Genomic DNA, 22,716 nt, shown 5'->3' on the forward strand with positions numbered 1-22,716 from the left:
GGCGCGTTGATAACCAAGCGCGCCATGTCGATGAAAATACCCGCTCTTGCCCTGATCTCGGCCGCCCTGCTCGCGGGCTGCGCGGGGCAGGTGCGCGATTATGTCGGGCCTCGCGCGGGGATCGTCGCGCCCCAGCTGCTGCGCTTCGAGGTCAACCCGATGCAGGCGACCTGCATCGGCGAGCGGCTCGAGCGGCAGCTGACTCCGCGCCAGATGCGCATGTTCGCCCGGGCGCTGGGGGCGGTGCGGCAAGGCTATACCAATCCGGCCCGATTCACCTTTCCCGACGTGATGTGGGTGGCGAACGCGATGGGCGACGCCGCGGTGCCCCGCGCGCTCTCCCAGGCCGACGCGGCCTGCGGCGTCACTCAGGCGCTGAACTATGCGCGCGAGACGTCCGAGGAAGCGGTGGCGCTTCGGCGCCGGTCCGAGCAGGCGAGCGCGCCGCGGCCGGCGACCTGGCTCAACCTCGGTGCCGCGCCGTCGGGCCAGGCCATCGCCATCGACGCCTCGACATTGGTCCGCGAAGGCGACGTTCGCACCGCCTGGTTCCGGCTCTCCGATCCCGGAACTCCCGGCCCCAGCGACAACGCCTATCTGCTCCGGGTGGATTGCGCCGCGCGAACGATCGACGCCAGGGCGCGCGAGCGGCGAAGCGCCGCCGGCGCGGTTTCCGAGCATGTCGACTATCCGAACAATCCGCTTCCGGTGGAAGGCGGCACGGTGATGGAGATCGCCTTCCTCTCGCTCTGCACCGAGGGCGGCGCCCGCCCCAATCCCGGATAGGGACGCCTCGAAGCGATTCCGGATTGGAGGGGCGTTTGGCAGGCGGCATAATGCGCGGATGACGCTTCTCGGCCCCCTCGCGATCGCTGCCGCAGCGCAGAGCGCAGGCGCGACGCTCAGCGTCGGCGCGACCGTCGTTCGCCCGGAGCGGCCGCAGATCGTGATTGCGCGGCGACGGGTGGCCGTTCGCGCCGTCGACGATGCCGTGATCACGGTCGAGGGCGGCAGCGCCCGCCGCACGGGCGCGGGCATTCTGCTGATCGCGCCCGCCGGCAGCGGCCCCGTCCGGATCGTCTTCACCTACTGAGCTTTCGCCTGCTAGGGCTGGGCGATGATCCTTCCCGGCGAACCCCAGACGGCCGCGGACGTCGGCGGCCATTATGACGAGCTCGACCGGGTCTATCGCGACATCTGGGGCGAGCACGTCCATCACGGCTTCTGGCGCACCGGGCATGAGACTCCCCGCGAGGCGACCGAGGCGCTGATCGCGCTGGCGGCGGCGCGGCTCGCGCTCAAAGGCGGCGAGCGCCTGTGCGACATCGGCTGCGGCTATGGCGGCACCGCGCGCTATCTCGCCGAGCGTTACGCCGCGCAGGTCACCGGCCTCACCATCTCGGCGGCCCAGGCCGACTATGCCGCAAAGCAGACGGTCTCACGCGGCTCGGCGACGATCCTCCGCCGCGACTGGCTCGCCAACGGCCTGCCCGACGCGGCCTTCGACGGCGCCTATGCGATCGAAAGCTCCGAGCACATGGTCGACAAGCCCCGCTTCTTCGCCGAGGCCCACCGCGTGCTTCGGCCGGGCGGCCGGCTCGTCGTCTGCGCCTGGCTGGCGAAGAGCGCGCCGAGCGCGTTCGAGGTCGGTCATTTGCTCGAGCCGATCTGCCGCGAAGGGCGCCTTCCGGGCATGGGCAGCCGCGAGGACTATGAGGCGATGGCCGCCGCCGCAGGCTTCGTGGCCTCGGGCTTCGAGGATATCGGCCGGCAGGTCGGCAAGACCTGGGCGATCTGCATGCGCCGCGTGGCGGCCGGGCTGGTCACCGATCCGGCGCTTCGGCGAATGGCATTGAGCCGGGCGACCCGGAACCGCTCCTTCCTGCTCAGCCTTCCCCGCTTGTGGTACGCCCTTCGCACCGGCGCGATGCGCTACGGTGTGTTCGCCTGGCAGAAACCGAAATAGTCACCCCGGCGGAAGCCGGGGCCCACGAACCGAAGAGGATGAGGGGAAGCGAAGGCAGCCTCGCTCCAACCGCCGAGGCCAGCGGTCATGGGTCCCGGCCTTCGCCGGGATGACTCCATAAGATTAGCGCGCGCGGGTCCAGCGGCGCGACTGGCAGATGAACATCACGCAGCCGCGCACGTTGAGCGAGCCGTCGGCGTTGAGCGAGAGCGTCGTGCGGTAGGAGCGGCCGGACTTGGGATCGTAGGCCTGGCCGCCCGTCCACGACATCGCTTCCGGATTGAAGCCGGTGAGGGTCGGAAGCCCGACGATCGGGCGCGAGCGAAGCGCGGGGGCGGGATTGTTGACGTCGCGGGTCGGAACGTTCGGCCCGCGGTCGAGCACCCGGGCGATCCAGCCGCACATCTGCCGCCCGCAAGGGGCGATCCGAACCACGCCCTTGCCGTCGTCGGTGAGCCAGTTTCCCTGGATGTTCGGTGCCGCCAGGGCCGGCGTCGCCGCCAGCAGCATGATCGGGATCGGGAACGAACGCATACGGCTATCCCCTCCGGGGGAGGGGCGCTTCTAGCCCTGCGCCCCCGCCCCGACAATCGCTTGCGCGCCCGGGCGCGCGGGCGGATAAGTTGGGTGCCTGGAGGCCCAATGCGCGATCTCACCACCCGCTCGCGTCAGGAAGAACAGATGGACTCCGCCGATCTCGATCCGGCGGTGTACGAAAAGGTCCTGCACGATCTCGCGCGGGTCAACCGCTGGACCTTCACCGCCAGGCCGGTTCTCGCCTTCATGAAGCGCGCGGTCGGCGACGCCAAAGCGTTCCGGCTGATGGACGTCGGCTTCGGCGACGGCGACGTGCTTCGCGCGATCGCCCGCTGGGCGCGCAAGCGGGACATCGCCGCCGATCTGGTCGGAGTCGACCTCAATGAGAAGAGCCTGGCCGCGGCCCGGGCGGCGACTCCGCCGGGTTGGCCGATCGACTATCGCACCGGCGACTATCTCGACCAGGCCGGCCCGTTCGACTTCGTCATCTCCAGCCAGGTGACCCACCACATGACCGACGGCCAGCTGCGCACCTTCCTCCAATATATGGAGCGCGAGGCGCGGATGGGCTGGCTGATCTGCGACCTTCACCGGCATAGGTTCTCGCACTGGGGCTTCCCCCTGCTCGCGCGGACGATGATGGTTCACCGGATCGTTCGCGAGGACGGCCAGCTTTCGATCGCCCGCTCGTTCCGCCCGGAGGAATGGCGCGCGATCCTCGCCGACGCGGGCATCGATCCGGCCGTGGTGCGCATCGTTCGGCGCTTCCCCTTCCGGCTTTGCGTGGAGCGCATTCGCTAGACGCAACGAAGAACGGGACGCCTTCTAGGCCAGCCGCTCCGGAACCTCCTGCGCCTCGGCGGCAAGCGTGGCGCGCGGCGCGAGCGCTTCCCAAGGGAAGACATACCATCTCTTGTCCAGGTCGCGGTCGATCTCGGAGCCGCGATATTCGACCTTGGCCCGCGAGCGGACATTGTGGATCAGAACGGCGATCCTCAGCGCCTCCGGATTTCCGCTCTTGCCGTCGATGGCGGCGCGCAACTGGGTGATGGTCCCGCCGCTGTCGTTGATGTCGTCGACGATCAGCACTCGCTTGCCGCCGCGGATCTTCGCGGCGAGCTTGTCGAGCAATTGCTCCGCGAAATCCGGCTCGCCCGAGCTGTGGTCGACGGTGAGCAGGGCGATTCCGGTCCGGTGGGAGAGGAACGCCGCCGGGACCAGCCCGCCGCGGCCGATGCCGAGCAGAAGATCGGGCCGCCACTCCCGATCGGCTTCGATCAGCCCGGCGAGAGTCTCCACTTCCTCGAGGAACCGCTCGTAGGGCAGGTAGAAGAATTCGGGTTCGGCATCCTGCGGCATGGCGGCTCCCGGCGTGGTGCGCGGTGAATAGGGCGGCGGCGGCCGGGCGGCAATGCGGTGGGATCCGTACGCAATTAGGCTTGGCGATCCCCGTTTAATGATAGAGTCATCCCGGCGAAGGCCGGGACCCATGAACTCTGCATCGCCAGAAGGAGCTGCGGACTTTGCCGCACTTCTTCACCCTCCGGTGTGCATGGGTCCCGGCCTGCGCCGGGATGACTCCTTTTTTGGCCGAACTCGTTTCTGATCGGGTCCTGATCCTACGCCCCGTCCTCCACAAACACCGCGTCTCCGAGGCTGAGCGCCGCGATCTTGGCGGCGAGCTCGTCCTGGCGGAACGGCTTGGTCAGCCGCGGCAGATCCGGCGCGATTCCTTCTGCGTCGGCATAGCCCGAGACGATCAGCACCGGCAGCGCCGGGCGCTGGCCCTGGACGGTCCGGGCGAGGTCGGCGCCCGTGATCCCCGGCATCAAATGGTCGGTGACGAGCAGGTCGAGCGCCGGCTCGCGCGCGATCACCGACAGCGCCTCGTCGGCCGAGCTCGCCTCGACGACGCGGTAGCCGAGCTCGGCCAGCATATGGGCGGTGCTGGCGCGGACCAGTTCCTCGTCGTCGACGAGCAAGGCGGTGCCGCGATGGCCCTGCTCGCCGATCGGCTCGGCGACCAGAGTGTCGGCCGCGGCGAGCGCCTCCGTCACCGGCAGCCAAAGGTCGATGTTGGTGCCGATTCCGACCTTGCTCGAGATCGTCAGGGCTCCGCCGAGCTGGGACGCGAGGCCGTGGACCATGGAGAGGCCGAGGCCGGTGCCCTTGCCGACCCCCTTGGTCGAGAAGAACGGCTCGATCGCCCGGGCGAGCGTATCTTCGTCCATGCCCACCCCCGTATCGGCGACCGAGAGGCGGATATAGTCGCCCGGCGGCAGGTGCGCCGGGTGGATCGGCCCGAGAGTCTCGCAGGAGACGGTGATCCTCAGCGTGCCGCCGTCCGGCATCGCGTCGCGCGCGTTCACGCTGAGGTTGAGAAGCGCCATTTCGAGCTGGTTCGGGTCGGCGAGCGCGTGGGGAAGGTTCGGCGCGGCCTCGGTCACCACCTTGATCTGCGGCCCCGTCGTGCTGGCGATGAGGTTGCCCATGCCTTCGACGAGGCCGGCGACGTTCACCGCGCTCGGCTGCAGCGGCTGGCGCCGGGCGAAGGCGAGCAGGCGCTGGACCAGGGTCTTGGCGCGCTCGGCCGATTGCAGCGCGCCGTCGATCAGCCGGCGTTCGCGCTCGCTGCCGACCCGGTTGCGCTGAAGCATGTCGAGGCTGCCGATGATCGGCGTCAGGAGATTGTTGAAATCGTGCGCGACTCCGCCGGTCAGCTGGCCCATCGCCTCCAGCTTCTGCGACTGGCGAAGCGCCTCCTCCGCCTGGCGGCGCTCGGTGATGTCGATCGCCTCGGGGACGATCGCCACGACCTCCCCATCGGCGCCCCGCACCGGCCGCATGCAGAAATCGAACGAGCGCCAGCCGATCGGAAGGTTGACCAGCATTTCGCGCCGGATCGTCTTGCCGCCGGCCACCGCTGCGACCGCGTCGCGGACGATATCGGGCATTCCGGGAGTCGCGGAGAACCACGGCGTCTCCCAGAATTTCTTGCCGACCACGTCCTCGGGCTCCGCCTTGATTCCGTCGAGCGAGGTGCGGTTGGCGTCGAGCAATGTGCCGTCGAGCGCCATCAGCCCCTGATATTGGTTGTTGGTCTCGAAGATCGCCCGCAGCCGCGCCTCGCCGGCGCTGAGGGCCGCGGTGCGCTCGGCGACCTGCACCTCGAGGGAGTCGGCGAGCTCGTGAAGCGCGACCAGCCGGGCCCGCGCCTCATATTGCCGCCGCCGTCCGCGCAGCGCCGACTGGGCGAGGCTGATCAGGGTCGTCGGATGGATCGGCCGCTCGACGAAGGTGACGTTTCCGAGCATGCCGAGATAGCGGCCGGCCGAAGCGTTGCGCTCGAGGCCGCCGCCGCGCTGGGTCAGCAGGACGAAGGGGAAATCGGACCATTCGGGCTGGGCCTCGATCCAGCCGCTGAGCGCGCGCAGGTCGGCATTGGCAAGCGCCTCCTCGGTGATCAGGCCGAAGCCCGCTCCCGCGGCGAGCTCGGCGACCAGCGAATCGAGCGAGGCGCAAGGGATCGCGCGAATTCCGGCCTCTTCCAGCATCGCGGCGGCAACCAGCGAATCGCGGCCGCCGGGGGCGAGGATCAGCGCTCTTTCGGAGAATTCTGGAATCAATGGTGCTCGTCTTTCAGCAATTCCATTCCCGGGCCCGCCAGCGTGGGAACGCCGCGAAGCACGCCCTGGAACTCGACCAGCGGCTCTCCGAGCTTTATCCCGTCGGCGCCGATCCGATATTCGCGGATCGTGTCCTCGTGGCGGCTGGTGCGCTTCTTGACCACCGAAATCGCCCGGCGCACCCGGCCGGCCGCCTCAAAATAGCGCAGCAGAATGACGGTGTCGGCGAGATAGGTGACGTCGACGGGCGACTTCATGTCGCCGACGAGGCCGTGCTGGGCAACGGTGAGGAAGGTCGTCGCGCCTTGGCGGTTCAGATATTGCAGCAGCTCATGCATGTGGAGGACGAGCTGGGTCTCCTCAGGCATCGCCATCTGGTAGCCGTTGAGGCTGTCGATGATCACCGTGCGCGCTCCGTGCTCCTCGACGCAGGTGCGGACCCGCGAGGAGAGCTCGCCCGGGGAGAGCTCGGTCGCGTCGACCTGCTCGATCACCAGCTCGCCGGCGTCGACCATCTTCTGGAGGTCGATGCCGAGCCCCAGGGCACGGTTGAAGAGCAGGCCCATTTCCTCGTCGAAAACGAACATTGCGGAGCGCTCGCCGCGCCTCGCCGCGCCGACGACGAAGGTGAGCGCGAGCAGCGACTTGCCGGTGCCCGCGGGGCCGAGGACGAGGACGCTCGATCCGCGCTCGACGCCGCCGCCCAGCAGCGCGTTGATCCCGGCCAGGTCGCTCGGAAGGACGTCCCGCGTGAACGCTTTCTTGTGCTCGGCCGAGACCAGGCGGGGAAAGATGCGCACGCCGCCGGTTGCGATGATCAGATCGTGATAGCCGCCGCGGAAGCGCCGCCCGCGATATTTCACGACCCGCATCCGGCGCCGCTCGGCGCCGTAATCGCGCGCCATTTCCTCCAGCGAGATCACGCCGTGGGCGACGCTGTGCACGGTCTTGTCGTTGGTCTCGCTGGTCAGGTCGTCGAGCATCAGCACGGTTGCGTTCCGCCCCGCGAAATAATGCTTCAGCGAGAGGATCTGGCGGCGGTAGCGAAGCGAGCTTTGCGCCAGCAGCCGGATCTCCGAGAGGCTGTCGACCACCACCCGCAAGGGCTGAACCCGCTCGAACGCTTCGAAGATGCCCTGGGTGGTTTCGCCCAGCTCGAGGTCGGAGGAATAAAGCAGGCTCTGCTGCTGGTTCTCGTCGAGCAGGCTCTCCGGCGGCACCAGCTCGAAAATCTCGATATCGTCGAGCTTCCAGCCGTGCGAGGCCGCGCTTGCGCGCAATTCGTCCTCGGTTTCGCTAAGCGTGATGTAGAGCGTCTTTTCGCCGGCGGCCGCGCCCGCCAGCAGGAACTGCATCGCCACCGTCGTCTTGCCGGTGCCGGGGCTGCCCTCTAGCAGGAACACCCGCCCGCGCGTCAATCCCCCGCCCAGGACGTCGTCCAGCCCCTCGATTCCGGTGGCCGCGGCCGTGCTTCGATCTTCGTTCAAGCCTGTCTCCTTGTCGGCGGGCTCATGCCCCGCCGCGTGCCGTTGCCAGCATTAAATGGATCAAGTTCGGCCTTTCCCAACGCAGCTTCCGCGATGCCGTTCCGCTACGGCAATGATCGTGTCGTCAAGGCGCTTGCCGACCTCGTTTCCGCTCCCTAGCCTCGCACGATGCCGGCCGGATCAGAACATCTCGACGTGCTGATCGTCGGTGCCGGCATTTCCGGTGTCGACGCCGCTTATCATCTGCAGACGCGCTGCCCCAGCAAATCCTACGCGGTCCTGGAGGCGCGCGAGCGGATCGGCGGGACGTGGGACCTGTTCCGCTATCCCGGCATCCGCTCGGATTCGGATATGTATACTTTGGGCTTTCCGTTCCGTCCCTGGACGAGGGAGAAAGCGATCGCCGACGGGGCCGACATCCGCGACTATGTCGAGGAGACGGCGGCGGAGTTCGGCATCGACCGGCATATCCGCTTCGGCCACCGCGCCGTTAGCGCTTCCTGGTCGTCGGCAGACCGGCGCTGGACGGTGGAAGTGGAGGCGGGCGGGGAGCTGCGCATCCTCACCTGCGCCTTCCTGATGCTGTGCAGCGGCTATTACGATTACGAGCGGGGCTATCGGCCCCAATGGCCGGGCGAGAGCGACTATGGCGGCCGGATCGTTCATCCCCAGCACTGGCCCGAGGATCTGGACGTCGCCGGAAAGAAGGTGGTGGTGATCGGCAGCGGGGCGACGGCGGTGACCCTGGTCCCGGCGCTCGCCGAGACCGCCGCCCACGTCACCATGCTCCAGCGCTCGCCCTCCTACATCGTCGCGCGCCCCTCGCGCGACGGCATCGCCCGCTGGCTTCAGCGCCGGCTGCCGCTCAAAACCGCCGACGGCCTCACGCGCTGGAAGAACGTGCTGCTCGGAATGTTCTTTTTCTCGCGCGCCCGCAAGCGGCCGGACAAGGTGAAGGCGCTGATCCTTCGCCTCGCGGCGGAGCAGCTCCCGCCCGGCTACGATCTCGGGCGCGACTTCACGCCCCGCTACAACCCTTGGGACCAGCGCGTGTGCCTGGTCCCCGACGGCGATCTGTTCGCTGCGATGCGTGGCGGGACAGTGTCGATCGTCACCGATACGATTGCGCGCTTCACGCCGGACGGGCTGGAGCTGGGCTCGGGCGCCGAGCTTGACGCGGATATCGTCGTCACCGCGACCGGCCTGGTGATGAAGCTGCTCGGCGGAATCGCGCTCGAGGTGGACGGGGAGGCGGTCAACGTCGCGGATTGCTTCAGCTACAAGGGCATGATGCTGAGCGGCGTGCCCAACCTTGCGGTGACCTTCGGCTACACCAACGCCTCCTGGACCCTGAAATGCGACCTCACCTCGCGCAGCGTCTGCCGCTTGCTCAATCACATGGATCGGCACGGCTACGCGGTCTGCCTGCCGCGCCTCCCCGACGCCGGGATGGAGCGCCTGCCGATGCTCGACTTCAGCTCGGGCTACGTGACCCGCGCCTCCGGCAGCCTGCCGAACCAGGGCGCGAGGCCGCCATGGCGAGTCCACCAGAATTATCTCAAGGACGTCGTCGCCATGCGCCTGAAGCCGATCGCGGACGAGGCGCTGGAGCTTCGGCGCTAGCTTGACTCCGGCCGCCGGGCACGGCAGTTGACGTTTACGTAAAGGAGAGGTCGCGCCATGGACGATCTGGACAAGTTTCGCCAAGAAACCCGCTTCTGGCTCGAGGCGAACTGCCCGCCCGAGATGCGCGAGCCGATGCGCGACGAGAGCGACGCCTGCTGGGGCGGCCGCAATCCGGTCTTCAAGAGCGACGCCCAGAAGAGCTGGATGGAGACGATGGCCGCGCGTGGCTGGACCGTGCCGGACTGGCCGGCCGATTATGGCGGCGGCGGCCTCTCGCCCGCCGAGGCCAAGATCCTGAAGCAGGAAATGGCGCGGATCGGCGCCCGCAATCCGCTGATGAGCTTCGGCATCTCGATGCTCGGCCCGGCCCTGCTCAAATACGGCACCGAGGAGCAGAAGAAGCATTATCTGCCGCAAATCGCCCGCGGCGAGATCCGCTGGTGCCAGGGCTATTCCGAGCCCGGCGCGGGCAGCGACCTCGCCTCCTTGCAGACCAAATGCGAAGACAAGGGCGATCACTGGCTCGTGAACGGCCAGAAGGTCTGGACCAGCTATGCCGACAAGGCCGATTGGATCTTCTGCCTGGTCCGCACCGATCCGCAGGCGCCCAAGCATCAGGGGATCAGCTTCATCCTGTTCGATATGGCGAGCGAGGGCGTCTCGACCAAGCCGATTCTGCTCATCTCCGGCAATTCGCCCTTCTGCGAGACCTTCTTCGACGACGTGAAGGTGCCCAAGGACCAGGTGGTGGGCGAGGTCAACAAGGGCTGGGACGTCGCCAAATATCTGCTCGGCCACGAGCGCGAGATGATCTCGGGAATGGGCCTCGGCGGCCAGGGCGAGTCGCTCGGCGCCGCGCTCTCCGAGGCGCTGGCCGACGATCCGGTGCTTCGCGCCGACGTCGCGCGCTTCGACGTCGACCAGATGGCGTTCCGCGCGATGTCCGAGCGGTTCATCGACGAGCTGAAGGCCGGCCAGGCGCATCCGGCCCAGCCTTCGATGATGAAATATGCCGGGACCGAGCTCAACAAGGCGCGCCACGAGCTGGCGATGGCCGCCGGCGGCTCCGACGCGCTCGAATGGGAAAGCGAGCGCTCGCGCAAGGGCAAGGGCGCCCGCGAGTGGCTCAGGACCAAGGCCAATTCGATCGAAGGCGGGACGAGTGAGATCCAGCTCGGGATCGTCGCGAAACGGATCCTGGAACTGCCTGGAGGGTGAGTTGAGACGGCGATGCCAACTCCGTTCGTGTCGAGCCCTTCGACTGCCTGCAAGGCAGGCGCTCAGGGTAAACTTCGGCCGAAGGCCGAAGTCGAGACACCCCTTCGAGCGAAGGCGAGATCGAGGGCCTCGGCTGCGCTCGGCTGGGTCCCTCGACTTCGCTCGGGACGAACGGGTTTCACATTTCCAGGATCATACGGAGACGCGCTGATATGCCGCTCTATCTCAACGACGATCAGGCGATGCTTCGCGACAGCGCGCGCGACTTCATGGCCGCCGAAGGCGCGATCGCAAAGCAGCTTCGCCACTGGCGCGACAAGGGCTGCAAGGACGGCTTCGGCCACGGCCTGTGGAGGCAGTTCGGCGAGATGGGCTTCACCGGCATATTGATCGGCGAGGCGGACGGCGGCCTCGGCCTCGGCCATGTCGAGGCGGGGATCGTGCTCGAGGAGATCGGGCGCAACCTGACGCCTTCGCCCTTCCTCACGACGGCGATCGCCTTCGTCGAGGCGCTGAAGGGCACGGCGGCGCGCGAGCGCTGGTATCCCGGAATCCTCGCCGGGGAGACGGTCGCCGCGCTCGCCGTGGACGAGGGGCCGAAGCACCGTCCCGAGGCGATCGAGATGCACGCCGAGCGCTCCGGCAACGGCTTCAGCCTGACGGGCCGCAAGCAATTCGTGGTTCAGGGGGCCTCGGCCGATGTAACGCTGGTGGCGGCGCAGACCGACGAGGGGCTGACCCTGTTCGCGGTCGAGAAGGATGCCAGGGGTCTCGACGTCGAGGGCGTCCGGCTCGCGGATTCGAGCATCGGCGCCCGGCTGACCTTCGACGACGTGACGGTCGATGCCGACGCGGTGATCGGCGAGGTTGGGGGCGGCGCCGAGATTCTCGACCGCGCCCTCCACGCCGGCCGCACCGGCGCGGCGGCCGAGCTGGTCGGCGTAGGCTCGGCGTCGATGGACATGACGGTCGACTATCTCAGGCAGCGCAAACAGTTCGGACGCCTCATCGGAGAGTTCCAGGCCCTGCAGTTCCGCGCCGCGCATCTCTATTCCGAGCTGGAGATCGCCCGAGCGGCCACGCTCAAGGCGCAGCAATTGCTCGACGAGGACAGCGAAGACGCCGAGGCGATGGTCTCGGTCGCCAAGGCCAAGGCCGGCCGCGCCTCTCAGCTCGCCGTCCAGGAGGGCGTGCAGATGCACGGCGGCATCGGCATGACCGACGAATATGATATCGGCCTCTACATGAAGCGCGATCGGGTGCTGAATGAGCTGTTCGGGGATCCGGCCTATCATGCGGACAAGCTGGCGCGGATGAAGGGGTACTGAAATCCCCTCTCCCCGCCGGGGAGAGGGTTAGGGAGAGGGGGAGTCCCTCGCTGAAACCAGTGGCCGGGGTGATGCTCTGACTCCCCCTCTCCCCGGCCCTCTCCCCGGAGGGGAGAGGGAGGAAACAATGCCCCTCGACCCCGAGACCTTCGATGCACTGATCGACACGGTCCGCCGCTTCGTCGCCGGGCGGCTTCGGCCGCTGGAGGCGCGGGTCGCCGAGGAGGACGAGGTCCCCGCCGAGATCGTCGCCGAGATGCGGGAGATGGGGCTGTTCGGCCTGTCCATTCCCGAGGAGTTTGGCGGGCTCGGACTCACCATGAGCGAGGAAGTGCGGGTCGCGCTCGAGTTCGGGAGGACGACTCCGGCTTTCCGCTCGGTGTTCGGCACCAATGTCGGGATCGGCAGCCAGGGGCTGGTGATGGCCGGCAGCGAGGCGCAGAAGCGCGAATGGCTGCCGAGGATCGCCTCCGGCGAAATCGTCACCAGCTTCGCGCTGACCGAGCCCGGCGCCGGCTCCGACGGCGCCTCCGTCCAGACCCGAGCCGTTCGCGATGGCGACGTCTATTGCCTCTCCGGCAGCAAGCGCTTCATCACCAATGCCGACAAGGCCTCGCTCTTCACGGTGATGGCGCGCACCGGCGGGGAGGGGGCGGGGGGCGTTACCGCTTTCCTCGTGCCCGCAGGCCTGCCCGGCCTCGGCATCGGAAGACCTGAGAAGAAGATGGGCCAGCAGGGCGCCCATGTCTGCGACGTCAATTTCGACGAAACGCCGGTTCCGGCCGCCAACCGTCTGGGCGCGGAAGGCGAGGGCTTCAAGATCGCGATGCGCGTCCTCGACCGCGGCCGGCTGCACATTTCCGCGGTCTGCGTGGGCGTCGCCGAGCGGCTGATCGCCGACGCCGTCGCTTATGCCGTCGAGCGCAGGCAATTCGGCAAGGCGCTGTCGGATTTCCAGCTGATCCAGGCGATGATCGCGGACAGCAAGACCGAGGCGATGGCGGCGAAGGCGCTGGTGATGGAGGCGGCGGCGCTCAAGGACGAAGGCAAGCCGATCACGCTCGAGGCGGCGGCGGCCAAATATTTCGCCAGCGAGATGGTCGGCCGGGTCGCCGACCGCGCGGTGCAGATTTTCGGCGGCGCGGGCTACATCGCCGATTACGGCATCGAGCGCCTCTACCGCGACGTCCGCCTGTTCCGGATCTACGAAGGCACAAGCCAGATCCAGCAGCTGGTCATCGCGCGCGAAACGATCAAAGCCGGCGGCTGAATCCCGTCATTGCGAGGAGCCCTTCGACGCCGCCTGCGGCGGCGCTCAGGATAAACTGCCGCTCCGCGGCAGCGACGCGGCAATCCAGTTCTGGATTGCTTCGCTTCGCTCGCAATGACGATTAGGGCCGGGCGCGCTTCAACAGCACGTTGAGCTGCGCCGCCGCGATCGGCCTGGAGCGGTGCCCTTGCCAGGCGTGCGCCTCGACATTGGCGACCCGCTTTCCGAGGCGGGTGACGGTGGCCGCGGCGACCGTCTCGCGCTGCGTGCCGCCGCGCATGAACTGCACGGTGACGTTGATCGGCTTGACCACCGCCTTGTCCGTCCCCAGCGCCTCGTAAAGCGCGCCGAAGGCGGCGAATTCGAGCAGGCCGGCGATCGCTCCGCCGTGAAGATAGCCGGGACGGCCGAGCACGACGTCGGCGAACGGCATGACGAATTGCAGCTCGCCGTCCTCGGCCCGTTGGGTGCGGATTCCGAGATATTCGGCATAAGGGGGCAGCAGGTTCATCGCGGCGCGCCTAGGGCACGTCGGCAGATGGCGTCCAGCCTTGCCGCCATCGCCGGATCGCATGCTTGCGGATCGGTGATGATCGCGCCGTCAAGCGCGGTGTCGATCGGCGAGGGCGCGCGCGCCTTCGGCAACCGCCGCGCAAGCTCGAGGATCAGGCCGCGGGCCGTGGCGGCGTTGGCGTGGAGGCGCTCGACGATCTCGGCGACGCCGGCTTCCTTGCCGTCCCGCCAGCAATCATAATCGGTGACCATGCAGACCGAGGCATAGGGCAGCTCGGCCTCGCGGGCGAGCCGCGCTTCGGGCATCCCGGTCATCCCGATCACGTCGCCGCCCCATGAGCGGTAAAGCCGGCTCTCGGCTCGGGTCGAGAATTGCGGGCCTTCGATGGCGACATAGGAGCCGTCCCGCGCGACCTCGGCGCCAGCGGCCTCCGCGGCGTCGGCGGCGAGCGACGAGAGGCGCGGACAGGTGGGGTCGGCCAGCGAGACGTGGGCGACGAGACCGGGGCCGAAGAAGCTGTTCTCACGGGCGACGGTGCGGTCGATATATTGGTCGACGACGACGAACCGGCCCGGCGGCAATTCCTCCCGCAGCGAGCCGACCGCGGAGATGGCGAGAAGATCGGTGCAGCCGGCGCGCTTCAGCGCATCGATATTGGCGCGGAAGTTGAGGCCGCCCGGCGGAATGCGGTGGCCGCGGCCGTGACGGGGGAGGAAGACGAATCTCACGCCCTCGATCCGCCCGATCAGCAATTCGTCGGACGGCGCCCCCCAGGGCGTCTCGACAGCGATCCACTGCGAATCCTCGAGCGCGTCCATGCTGTAGAGGCCGGAGCCGCCGATGATACCGATCGTCCATTCGCTCATGACGGCGTTAGAGCGCAGGGAAGGGGGCCTGTCGAGACTTAGCCCCTCCCCTTGATGGGGAGGGGTTGCGTTGGGGTGGCGTCTCCGAAAATGCACCGCCTTTCATTGACGTTCACCCCCACCCCGACCTCCCCCATCAAGGGGGAGGGAGTCGGCCGACAAGGATGATCCGCAAGTCGCTGACGTTGGTCCCGGTCGGGCCGGTGACGAACAGATCGGCCACGGAGGCAGCGTTGTTGCCCAGGAGCGCGGCCCCGCCGTCGGCGCGCGCGGCGATGAAGGCGCCGGCCGCATCGCTCGTCCCGTCGAGACCGTCGCTGTCCCCGGCGAGACCGATTATGTCGTCGCTGCCATCCAGCGCCAGGCTCGCGGCGAGCGCATATTCGGTGTTGGGACCGCCCCGTCCCGAGCCGGTCACCGTGACGGTGAGCTCGCCGCCGGAGATCAGCGCGGTCCCGGGCGGCGCCTTCAGCGCCATTCGCGCATGGCTACGGCCGACATCGCGGGCCTCGCCGGTGCACTGGCCGAGCAGGAGCGGGCGGTAACCGAGCCGCTTCGCCTCCGCCGCCACGGCGCGCAATGCGTCTTCCGCATTGGCGACGATCCGGAATTTACCGTCGACCTGCTTCGGAGTCTCAGAGAGCGCCGCGTCGAGCCCGTGCCGCTCGAGGATCGCACGGGCCTCCGCGATGGTGGTGGGATCGGCAAGGGTGGGGCCGGAGCCGATGTCCTCAGGGCGGCCGGTCACATCGGAGATGGCGAGCGTGATGAGCCGGGCCGGCGTGGCGGCGAGGGCAAGGCGGCCGCCCTTGATCCGGGAGACGTGGCGGCGGACGCAGTTGATCTCCGCTATTGGCGCTCCCGATCGCAGCAGGGCCGCAGTCAGCGCCTGCTTGTCCGCGAGCGTCATCCCCCCGGCCGGGACACAAGCGAGCGCCGAGGCGCCGCCGCTCAGCAGGACGAGGACCAGATCGTCCGCCTTCGCTTCCCCGGCGAGCGCGAGCAGGCGCTCGGCCGCCGCGACGCTGACCTGATCCGGAACGGGGTGGCCGGCGTGCAGCAATTCGATCCGGCGAAGACCGGCCTCCACGCCGTGCGGAACGACCGCCACGCCCGCCGCATCGCGGTAATGCGCCTCGGCGACCATCGCCATCTCGCCCGCCGCCTTACCGATCGCCAGCACGATATTGCGGCCGCGCCCCGCCTCCGGCAGATGCGCCGGCAGCACGCGCCGCGGGTGGCAGGCGGCGATCCCGGCCTGGAACATCTGCACGAGATGGTCTCTCATCGGCTCTGGTTGTCGCCGTCCGGGCCGGTTAGCACAAGGCGGTGGCGAGGCGAATGACACGGGGCAGGCGGGCGCTCATCTGGGCGCTCAGGATCGTGGCGGGGATCGTCGCGATTCCCCTGCTCTATCTCGCCGCCGCGTTGTTCCTCGGCCTCGTTCCCGCCAATGTCGCGTTCCATCAGCCGAGCGAGGGGGTCACCATCTTCGTCCAGTCGAACGGCGTCCACACCTGGATCGTGATGCCCAAGGTGAGCGAGGATATGGACTGGCGGCCTTACGCCCAGCCGGCGCACCTGCGCGACCCACGCTGGGGCGCCGCCGATCATATCGCGGTCGGCTACGGCAACCGGGAATTCTACCTCAACACGCCGACCTGGGGCGACCTGACCGTGCGCCGCGCCTTCTACGCCTTCTTCGGCGACGGGGAGAGCCTGCTCCACGTCGAGCATATCGACCATCCGCGGGCCGGCGAATGGCTCAAGCCGATCCGGATCAGCCACGCGCAATATCAGCGCCTGGCCGGCTTCATCCAGCGCCGCTTCCGGCTCGATCCCGGCGGCCATCCGATTCCCGTGCTCGGCCGCGGGTATGGGCCGAACGACATCTTCTACGAAGCGAACGGCGGCTATTCCTTCATCCTCACCTGCAACGAATGGACCGGCCGGGCGCTGCGCGGGGCGGGGGTGCGGATGGGTCTGTGGACGCCGTTCGAGCAAAGCATCATGTGGCGTCTCGATTGAGCGCGCATGATGCTCTAGAAGGGTTTCATAACCGAAACGGGGGAAGCGAAATGGCGAAGATTCTCGGCAATTTCCACATGGCGCTGGTGATCGGCGTGATCCTGGTGATCGCGGCGATGGCGGGCCTTCACCGCGATGCGATGGACGCCAATTACTGGGTCCAGTTCCTGCGCTATCTCCATGTATTCTCGGGTATTTTGTGGATCGGGCTGCTCTACTATTTCAACTTCGTCCAGATCCCGACCATGCCCAAGGTGCCGGCCGAGCTGAAGCCGGCCGTGTCCAAATATATCGCGCCGGCCGCGCTGTTCTGGTTCCGCTGGGCGGCGGTCGCGACCGTGCTGTTCGGGCTGGCGCTGCCGGAGATCCGGCAATCCGGCTCGGTCGGCGACCTGCTGATGCTGAAGGACCCCTATCGCACGATCGGCATCGGCATGTGGCTCGGCATCGTCATGGCGCTCAACGTCTGGCTGGTGATCTGGCCGAACCAGAAGCGCGCGCTTGGAATCGTCCCCGCCTCCGACGAGGCCAAGGCGAAGTCGGCGAGCCTGGCGATGATGGCCTCGCGCACCAACCTGATCCTGTCGCTGCCGATGCTCTATTGCATGATCATGGGCGCCCACGTCGGCTGAGGGCGATCGGCATTCGGCCTCCTAATCCCTCTCCCTGAGGGGGAGGGTAGGGTGGGGGTTTCGGCGTTGGAGGCTATTCGCAGACGCCCGAACCCCTCACCCCAGCCCTCTCCCCATGCGAGAGGGAGCTTTGCGGCGCGGTCTCACATGCCGGTACAGTCTCACCTGACGCCCCGCGTGACATTTTGATACAAAGTCGCGCGGGGGCAAACATACTTGCGCGACACCGGCCACCGACTAGAGCGGGATGTACCCCGCTCTAGATTTTTGTGGTCGCATCGCTTCTGCCGAAAAGCGGTTCCCGCTTTTCGGCGTGATGCTCTAGGGACGGCTCATGCGTCGCTTTGCTGTCCCCCTCAGTGTCTTCGCCTTGGCTGCCTGCACCGTCGGACCGGACTACCGGCCGCCCGCGCCGTCGGCGCTGTCCGTCCCGGATGCCTATTACGGCCGCGAGGCGGCGGCCCAACCCGCCGATCTCGCGCGCTGGTGGGAGCGGCTCAACGATCCGCTGCTGACCCGCCTGATCGACGAGGCGACCGCCGGCAATCTCGACCTCGCCGCCGCCGCCGCTCGCCTCACCCAGGCGCGCGAGTCGCTGATCCAGGCCCGCGCCGGGCGGCTGCCGACGATCGGCGCGACCGCAACGGGCGGGCGGACGGTCGGCACCGGGAATGACTCGAACAGCTTCCGCGCCGGAGTCGACGCCGCCTGGGAGGCCGATCTGTTCGGCGGAATCCGGCGCGGGATCGAGGCCACGGGCGCCGACGCCGAGAGCGTCTATTACAACCGCGAGGCGCTTAAGGTGGCGATCGCCGCCGAGGTCGCGACCAATTATGTCGAAGCGCGGCTCGCCCAGGAGCGGCTCGCCCTCGCCCGGGACACGCTGCGCATCGCCGAAGACAATTTGCAGATCGCCCAGTGGCGGGTCCAGGCGGGGCTGGTCTCCTCGCTCGATTCCGAGCAGGCCCGCGCGGCGCGCGCGCAGACCGCGGCGGCGATCCCGAACATCGAGAACAATTTCACCAGCGCCACTTATCGCCTCGCGGTGCTGACCGGCCGGGCGCCGGGCGCGCTGACGGCCGAGCTCAGCGAGGCGAAGCCGATTCCCAAAGCGCCCGAGGAGATCGCGCTCGGAATCCCGGCCGACACCTTGCGCCAGCGGCCGGACGTCCGCGCGGCCGAGCGTAGCCTCGCGGCGCAGACCGCGCGGATCGGAGTCGCCGAGGCGCAGCTCTATCCGGACCTTCGCCTCAGCGGGAATATCGGCACCTCGGCCTTCTCGCTCGGCGGCCTTCTCGATTCGATCACCGGCGGCATTTTCTCAAGCCTGAGCCAGACCCTGTTCGACGGCGGGCGGCTGCGCTCGCAGGTCCGCTCGCAGCAGGCCGCGACCGAGGGGGCGCTCGCGACCTACCACCAGTCGGTGCTGACCGCGCTCGAGGATGTCGAGAACGCCTTGCTCGCCCTGCGAGCATCGCGCGAGCGCCAGGCGCAGTTCGCCATCGCGCTCGAGGCGGCGACCAATTCGGCGATCCTCTCCCGGGTCGAATATCGCTCCGGCCTGCTCGATTTCCAGCAGCTGCTGGACGCCGAGCGAAGCCTCGTCTCGGCGCGCGACGGCATGGCGACGAGTCGCGGCGACGAGGCGCTCGCGCTGGTCCAACTCTATCGCGCCATGGGCGGCGGCTGGGATCCCGCTGCATCGCCCGCAATCGGAAGCCAAAGATGAACGAAGTCAGCAAGACGATTGTCACCAACGAGGCCTCGCCGGACAAGAAGACGCTCGAGGTCTTCCTCGGCGCCCCGGCGGCGAAGCCATGGTACAAGAGGCCGGCCTATGTGGCGGCGCTGGTCGTGCTCGTCCTCCTGCTGCTCCTGTTGTCGCGCTGCTTCATGGACACGGCCGAGGGCGGCTATGCGACCGAGGCCGTGCGCCGGGGGAATCTGCGAGTCACCGTTTCGGCGACGGGCAATCTCCAGCCGACCAACGAGGTCCAGGTCGGCTCCGAACAATCGGGCCTGGTCACCCAGGTTTTCGTCGACAATAACGACCGCGTGATCGCCGGGCAGCCGCTCGCCCGGCTCGACACCGCGCGGCTCCAGGACACGATCGCTCAGGCCCAGGCGGGCCTCGCCGCCGCCCAGGCGCAGGTCGCGACCGCCCAGGCCTCGGCCGCCCAAGCGCGCGCCAACCTCGCCCGGCAGGAAGAGGTGTGGCGCCTGTCGAACCACCGCGTCCCCTCGGAGACCGAGCTCGACGCGGCGCGGGCCGAGGCGCGGCGCGCCAACGCGTCGGTCAACGCCGCCAACGCCCAGGTCGCCCAGGCCCGCGCCCAGCTCTCCTCGGCGCAGACCAATCTTTCCAAGGCGACGATCTATTCGCCGGTGACCGGAGTCGTGCTTTCGCGGCAGATCGATCCCGGCCAGACGGTGGCCGCTTCCTTCCAGGCGCCCACCCTGTTCACCATCGCCGAGGACCTTTCGGCGATGAAGCTCGAGGTCCGGGTCGACGAGGCCGATGTCGGCCAAGTCCACGAAGGCCAGCGGGCGAGCTTCACCGTCGACGCCTGGCCGGGCCGGACCTTCCCGGCGACGGTGACCCGGATCGACGTCGGCGCCAATGCCTCGGGCTCGACGACCTCGGGATCGAGTGCGTCGAACGCCAATGCGGCGAGCGGCAGCGTCGTCGCCTATACCGCGGTTCTCTCGGTGCTGAACCCGGAGCTGGTGCTTCGGCCGGGAATGACGGCGACGGCGGATATCGTCACCGCCGAGCGGCGCGGGGCTCTACTCGTCCCCAACGCGGCGCTGCGCTGGTCGCCCGAGCGCGACGCCGCCGCGGCGCGCGGCCAGCAGGGCGGGGTGACCTCGGTGCTCGTGCCCCGGGGCGGACGCGGCGGGCGCGGCTTCGGCGGAGGCGGCCGTGGCGGCGGGCGCGAGGTCGCGATCGGTCGGGGCAGCCGGCAGACGGTCTACGTCGTCGGCGCGGGCGGCAACCCGACACCGGTCCGGGTCGTCGTCGGCGAAAGCAACGGATCGGAAACCGAGATCGTCGGCGGGGACCTTCGCGAAGGCCAGGAAGTGATCACCGCCCGCCTCGCCCCCGGCCAGACCCAGGACAAGAGCGGGAGAGCACGGTGGCGGGGCCGTGGCGGCGGCCGCGACCAGGGCGAAGCCGACGGCAATCAGGTGGCTCCCGCCGCGGGCCCGCCGCCGGCTCAGGCTCAGCGACCGGCCCCGCAACCCGGTGCGGCTTCGCAGCAGCAGCGGCAGCAGAATCGCGCCGCGCCCGCCGCTCCGGCCGCCCAGCCACAGGGACAGCGTCCGCAGCGCCAGGCGGCGCCCTCGGCTGCTCCCGGCGCCGGGCCGCCGCGCGGCCCTGGCGGGCAGCGCTTCCGCGACATGACGCCCGAGCAGCGCCGCGCCTTCTTCGAAAGCATGACCCCCGAGCAGCGCGAGCAGATGCGCGAGCGGCGGCGGCAGTGGCGCGAGCGGCGCGAGGCGGAAGGTGCGGCGGCGCCCGATGGCCGCTGAGCCGATCATCCAGCTTAGCGGCGTCACCAAGACCTATGGCGCCGGGGCAATGGCGTTCCAGGCGCTGAAGGGGATCGATCTCGACGTTGCCGAGGGCGATTTCGTCGCGGTGATGGGCCCGTCGGGTTCGGGCAAGTCGACGGCGATGAACATTCTCGGCTGCCTGGACGTGCCGACCACCGGCACGTTCCGTTTCAAGAGCGTGCCGGTCGAACATCTTGACCGCGACCAGCGCGCCCTTCTCCGCCGCCGCTATCTCGGCTTCGTCTTCCAGGGCTTCAACCTGCTCGCGCGAACCGACGCGCTCGAAAATGTCGAGCTGCCCCTGCTGTATCGCGGCGAGGACAAGCACAAGCGCCGCGAGCTGGGTATGGCCGCGCTCGACAAGGTCGGCCTCAAGGACTGGTGGGACCACACGCCCGCCGAGCTTTCCGGAGGCCAGCAACAGCGGGTGGCCATCGCCCGCGCGATCGTCACCAATCCCGACGTGCTGCTCGCCGACGAGCCGACCGGCAATCTCGACAGCAAGACCTCGATCGAGATCATGGACCTGCTGACCGACCTCAACCGCAATTTCGGCATCACCGTGCTGATGGTCACCCACGAGCCCGACATGGCCGCCTACGCCCGCACCATCGTCCATTTCCGCGACGGGGTCGTGGAGAGCGTCGAGGCGGGGCAGGGGGTGCCGGCGTGATCGGACCCCCAATGAGTCGTCCCGGACTTGATCCGGGATCCATGAACATCGACGGCAACCGGATTTCGCATTCCGTGTTCATGGGTCCCGACTTTCGTCGGGATGACTCGCTGAAGCGAGTCACCTGATGTTCTTCACCACCGTCATCCTCGCCGTTCGCGAGATCCGCCGCCACTTGCTGCGCTCGTTCCTGACCGTGCTTGGAATCGTCATCGGCGTTGCAGCGGTGGTGACGATGGTCACGCTCGGCAAGGGGGCGACGGCGGCGGTCGCCGAGCAGATTTCGAGCCTCGGGGCGAACATCCTCCAGATCAGGCCCGGCCAGGGTTTCGGCCGCGGCGGCGGCGGGCCGCAGGCGCCGGACTTCGAGATGGCCGACGTCGAGGCGATCCAGGAGCAGGTCGCGGGCGTGCGCGCCGTCGCTCCCCAGGCCCAGTCGACCGGGCTTGCCGTCCACAACGCCGCCAATTGGTCGACCAACATCGGCGGGACCACCTCGCAATTCTTCACCGCCCAGCAATGGGCGCTGACCGACGGACGGATCTGGACCGATCCCGAGGAGCAGGCCGGCAAGGCGGTCTGCGTAATCGGCTCGACCGTTCGGCAAAACCTGTTCCCGCGCGAGGAGCCGGTCGGTCAGCGGCTTCGGGTGCGCGATTTGAGCTGCGAGGTGATCGGCACATTGGCATCGCGCGGGCAGGGCGGCTTCCAGGACCAGGACGACGTCATCCTGATGCCGATCAAGGCGGTCCAGCGCCGCTTCACCGGCAACCGCAACCTTCGCTTCATCATGGTCGCGGTCGACGACGCCTACGAAACCTCCTCGGTGCAAAGCTCGATCGAGAATCTGCTGCGCGAGCGGCGCCATTTGGGGCGCGGGGCGGAGAACAATTTCAACATCTTCGACACCAAGCAGATTTCCGAGACGCTGCAGGGGACGACCCGGATCCTCACCGCGGTGATGGGCGCGGTCGCCGCCGTCAGCCTGATCGTCGGCGGAATCGGGATCATGAACATCATGCTGGTCTCGGTCACGGAGCGGACCCGCGAGATCGGCATCCGCCTGGCGATCGGCGCGGTCGGCCGCGAGGTGCTGATGCAATTCCTGGTCGAGGCGGTCGTGCTCGCCTGCCTGGGCGGGCTGATCGGGCTCCTCCTGGCGCTGGTGGCGACCTTCCTTCTGGCGCCGGTCATCCAGGTGCCGTTCCTGTTCGATCCGCAGATCAACCTGATCGCGTTCAGCGTCTCGGCCCTGATTGGGATCGTCTTCGGCTATTTCCCCGCCCGCCGCGCCGCCGCGCTCAACCCGATCGACGCGCTGAGGCACGAATAGCTATCGGAGTCACCCCGGCGAAGGCCGGGCCCATGAACCGAAGCATCTGGGATG

The 22,716-nt window shown here is 68.5% G+C and carries 21 protein-coding genes; 14 read left to right on the forward strand and 7 right to left on the reverse strand.

Annotation, left to right across the window (positions count from 1 at the left end; all coding sequences use genetic code 11):
• The first annotated feature begins 30 nt into the window (after positions 1–30).
• Genes E6G92_01365 through E6G92_01375 form a run of 3 tightly spaced genes read left to right on the forward strand, consistent with a single transcriptional unit; the run spans position 31 to position 1,966 of the window.
• Positions 31–786, forward strand: coding sequence for a hypothetical protein (locus E6G92_01365; protein TMJ18529.1), 756 nt, complete (start codon positions 31–33; stop codon positions 784–786).
• A 58-nt stretch (positions 787–844) separates the two neighbouring features.
• A complete protein-coding gene (locus E6G92_01370) occupies positions 845–1,093 on the forward strand; it encodes a hypothetical protein (GenBank protein ID TMJ18530.1) in 249 nt (82 codons plus the stop codon).
• 24 nt (positions 1,094–1,117) lie between these two features.
• Positions 1,118–1,966, forward strand: a complete 849-nt coding sequence (locus tag E6G92_01375) for a methyltransferase domain-containing protein (GenBank protein ID TMJ18531.1) — start codon at positions 1,118–1,120, stop codon at positions 1,964–1,966.
• 123 nt (positions 1,967–2,089) lie between these two features.
• On the opposite strand, the gene E6G92_01380 is transcribed toward E6G92_01375, so the two are convergent.
• Positions 2,090–2,452, reverse strand: a complete 363-nt coding sequence (locus E6G92_01380) for a DUF2147 domain-containing protein (GenBank protein ID TMJ20647.1) — start codon at positions 2,450–2,452, stop codon at positions 2,090–2,092.
• Positions 2,453–2,608: 156 nt separating this feature from the next.
• Between E6G92_01380 and E6G92_01385 the strand changes: the two genes are divergently transcribed.
• Positions 2,609–3,304, forward strand: coding sequence for a methyltransferase domain-containing protein (locus E6G92_01385; protein ID TMJ18532.1), 696 nt, complete (start codon positions 2,609–2,611; stop codon positions 3,302–3,304).
• A gap of 24 nt (positions 3,305–3,328) precedes the next feature.
• On the opposite strand, the gene E6G92_01390 is transcribed toward E6G92_01385, so the two are convergent.
• The 3 genes from E6G92_01390 to E6G92_01400 all read right to left on the reverse strand — a co-directional run bounded on the left by E6G92_01390 (position 3,329) and on the right by E6G92_01400 (position 7,580).
• Entirely contained in the window at positions 3,329–3,862 is a 534-nt protein-coding gene (locus E6G92_01390) for a phosphoribosyltransferase (protein TMJ18533.1), read from the reverse strand.
• A gap of 260 nt (positions 3,863–4,122) precedes the next feature.
• Positions 4,123–6,057: a response regulator gene (locus E6G92_01395; GenBank protein TMJ20648.1), complete on the reverse strand. Its 1,935-nt coding sequence runs from the start codon at positions 6,055–6,057 to the stop codon at positions 4,123–4,125.
• A gap of 68 nt (positions 6,058–6,125) precedes the next feature.
• On the reverse strand, positions 6,126–7,580 hold the full coding sequence (locus tag E6G92_01400; protein ID TMJ20649.1) for a circadian clock protein KaiC: 1,455 nt from the start codon (positions 7,578–7,580) through the stop codon (positions 6,126–6,128).
• Positions 7,581–7,784: 204 nt separating this feature from the next.
• Between E6G92_01400 and E6G92_01405 the strand changes: the two genes are divergently transcribed.
• The 4 genes from E6G92_01405 (at position 7,785) to E6G92_01420 (ending at position 13,058) form a co-directional block, all read left to right on the forward strand.
• Entirely contained in the window at positions 7,785–9,239 is a 1,455-nt protein-coding gene (locus E6G92_01405; GenBank protein ID TMJ18534.1) for an NAD(P)/FAD-dependent oxidoreductase, read from the forward strand.
• A 57-nt stretch (positions 9,240–9,296) separates the two neighbouring features.
• Complete coding sequence (locus E6G92_01410) at positions 9,297–10,460, forward strand: acyl-CoA dehydrogenase (protein ID TMJ18535.1); 1,164 nt, start codon at positions 9,297–9,299, stop codon at positions 10,458–10,460.
• A 212-nt stretch (positions 10,461–10,672) separates the two neighbouring features.
• The gene (locus tag E6G92_01415; protein TMJ18536.1) at positions 10,673–11,788 is read left to right on the forward strand and encodes an acyl-CoA dehydrogenase; all 1,116 of its coding nucleotides are present in this window, start codon (positions 10,673–10,675) and stop codon (positions 11,786–11,788) included.
• A gap of 127 nt (positions 11,789–11,915) precedes the next feature.
• A complete protein-coding gene (locus E6G92_01420; protein TMJ18537.1) occupies positions 11,916–13,058 on the forward strand; it encodes an acyl-CoA dehydrogenase in 1,143 nt (380 codons plus the stop codon).
• A gap of 121 nt (positions 13,059–13,179) precedes the next feature.
• Here the strand turns inward: E6G92_01420 and E6G92_01425 are convergent, their stop codons facing one another.
• The 3 genes from E6G92_01425 to E6G92_01435 form a co-directional block, all read right to left on the reverse strand.
• The gene (locus E6G92_01425; protein ID TMJ20650.1) at positions 13,180–13,563 is read right to left on the reverse strand and encodes a PaaI family thioesterase; all 384 of its coding nucleotides are present in this window, start codon (positions 13,561–13,563) and stop codon (positions 13,180–13,182) included.
• A gap of 2 nt (positions 13,564–13,565) precedes the next feature.
• Positions 13,566–14,438, reverse strand: coding sequence for an S-methyl-5'-thioadenosine phosphorylase (gene mtnP / locus E6G92_01430; protein ID TMJ18538.1), 873 nt, complete (start codon positions 14,436–14,438; stop codon positions 13,566–13,568).
• 136 nt (positions 14,439–14,574) lie between these two features.
• Positions 14,575–15,726: a DUF4147 domain-containing protein gene (locus tag E6G92_01435; protein ID TMJ18539.1), complete on the reverse strand. Its 1,152-nt coding sequence runs from the start codon at positions 15,724–15,726 to the stop codon at positions 14,575–14,577.
• A gap of 53 nt (positions 15,727–15,779) precedes the next feature.
• Here E6G92_01435 and E6G92_01440 point away from each other — a divergent pair, with 53 nt between their 5' ends.
• The 6 genes from E6G92_01440 (at position 15,780) to E6G92_01465 (ending at position 22,662) form a co-directional block, all read left to right on the forward strand.
• Complete coding sequence (locus tag E6G92_01440) at positions 15,780–16,466, forward strand: TIGR02117 family protein (protein TMJ18540.1); 687 nt, start codon at positions 15,780–15,782, stop codon at positions 16,464–16,466.
• A 50-nt stretch (positions 16,467–16,516) separates the two neighbouring features.
• A complete protein-coding gene (locus tag E6G92_01445) occupies positions 16,517–17,098 on the forward strand; it encodes a hypothetical protein (GenBank protein ID TMJ18541.1) in 582 nt (193 codons plus the stop codon).
• A gap of 334 nt (positions 17,099–17,432) precedes the next feature.
• Positions 17,433–18,827: an efflux transporter outer membrane subunit gene (locus E6G92_01450; GenBank protein TMJ18542.1), complete on the forward strand. Its 1,395-nt coding sequence runs from the start codon at positions 17,433–17,435 to the stop codon at positions 18,825–18,827.
• Entirely contained in the window at positions 18,824–20,632 is a 1,809-nt protein-coding gene (locus tag E6G92_01455) for an efflux RND transporter periplasmic adaptor subunit (GenBank protein ID TMJ18543.1), read from the forward strand. Before E6G92_01450 ends, E6G92_01455 begins: the two co-directional genes overlap by 4 nt.
• The gene (locus E6G92_01460) at positions 20,622–21,329 is read left to right on the forward strand and encodes an ABC transporter ATP-binding protein (protein ID TMJ18544.1); all 708 of its coding nucleotides are present in this window, start codon (positions 20,622–20,624) and stop codon (positions 21,327–21,329) included. Before E6G92_01455 ends, E6G92_01460 begins: the two co-directional genes overlap by 11 nt.
• A gap of 127 nt (positions 21,330–21,456) precedes the next feature.
• Complete coding sequence (locus E6G92_01465; protein ID TMJ18545.1) at positions 21,457–22,662, forward strand: FtsX-like permease family protein; 1,206 nt, start codon at positions 21,457–21,459, stop codon at positions 22,660–22,662.
• The last annotated feature ends 54 nt before the right edge of the window (positions 22,663–22,716 follow it).

It is taken from the genome of Alphaproteobacteria bacterium, from assembly GCA_005883305.1.
GTDB lineage: Bacteria > Pseudomonadota > Alphaproteobacteria > Sphingomonadales > Sphingomonadaceae > Allosphingosinicella.

Bases quoted from the DNA above. Each gene is read 5' to 3' on its own strand.
- mtnP (TMJ18538.1), bottom strand. From the start codon at position 14,438: ATGAGCGAATGGACGATCGGTATCATCGGCGGCTCCGGCCTCTACAGC.
- E6G92_01390 (TMJ18533.1), bottom strand. From the start codon at position 3,862: ATGCCGCAGGATGCCGAACCCGAATTCTTCTACCTGCCCTACGAGCGG.
- E6G92_01410 (TMJ18535.1), top strand. From the start codon at position 9,297: ATGGACGATCTGGACAAGTTTCGCCAAGAAACCCGCTTCTGGCTCGAG.
- E6G92_01385 (TMJ18532.1), top strand. From the start codon at position 2,609: ATGCGCGATCTCACCACCCGCTCGCGTCAGGAAGAACAGATGGACTCC.
- E6G92_01370 (TMJ18530.1), top strand. From the start codon at position 845: ATGACGCTTCTCGGCCCCCTCGCGATCGCTGCCGCAGCGCAGAGCGCA.
- E6G92_01445 (TMJ18541.1), top strand. From the start codon at position 16,517: ATGGCGAAGATTCTCGGCAATTTCCACATGGCGCTGGTGATCGGCGTG.
- E6G92_01465 (TMJ18545.1), top strand. From the start codon at position 21,457: ATGTTCTTCACCACCGTCATCCTCGCCGTTCGCGAGATCCGCCGCCAC.
- E6G92_01395 (TMJ20648.1), bottom strand. From the start codon at position 6,057: ATGCTGGAAGAGGCCGGAATTCGCGCGATCCCTTGCGCCTCGCTCGAT.
- E6G92_01460 (TMJ18544.1), top strand. From the start codon at position 20,622: ATGGCCGCTGAGCCGATCATCCAGCTTAGCGGCGTCACCAAGACCTAT.
- E6G92_01440 (TMJ18540.1), top strand. From the start codon at position 15,780: ATGACACGGGGCAGGCGGGCGCTCATCTGGGCGCTCAGGATCGTGGCG.
- E6G92_01365 (TMJ18529.1), top strand. From the start codon at position 31: ATGAAAATACCCGCTCTTGCCCTGATCTCGGCCGCCCTGCTCGCGGGC.
- E6G92_01450 (TMJ18542.1), top strand. From the start codon at position 17,433: ATGCGTCGCTTTGCTGTCCCCCTCAGTGTCTTCGCCTTGGCTGCCTGC.
- E6G92_01415 (TMJ18536.1), top strand. From the start codon at position 10,673: ATGCCGCTCTATCTCAACGACGATCAGGCGATGCTTCGCGACAGCGCG.
- E6G92_01375 (TMJ18531.1), top strand. From the start codon at position 1,118: ATGATCCTTCCCGGCGAACCCCAGACGGCCGCGGACGTCGGCGGCCAT.
- E6G92_01435 (TMJ18539.1), bottom strand. From the start codon at position 15,726: ATGAGAGACCATCTCGTGCAGATGTTCCAGGCCGGGATCGCCGCCTGC.
- E6G92_01420 (TMJ18537.1), top strand. From the start codon at position 11,916: ATGCCCCTCGACCCCGAGACCTTCGATGCACTGATCGACACGGTCCGC.
- E6G92_01405 (TMJ18534.1), top strand. From the start codon at position 7,785: ATGCCGGCCGGATCAGAACATCTCGACGTGCTGATCGTCGGTGCCGGC.
- E6G92_01455 (TMJ18543.1), top strand. From the start codon at position 18,824: ATGAACGAAGTCAGCAAGACGATTGTCACCAACGAGGCCTCGCCGGAC.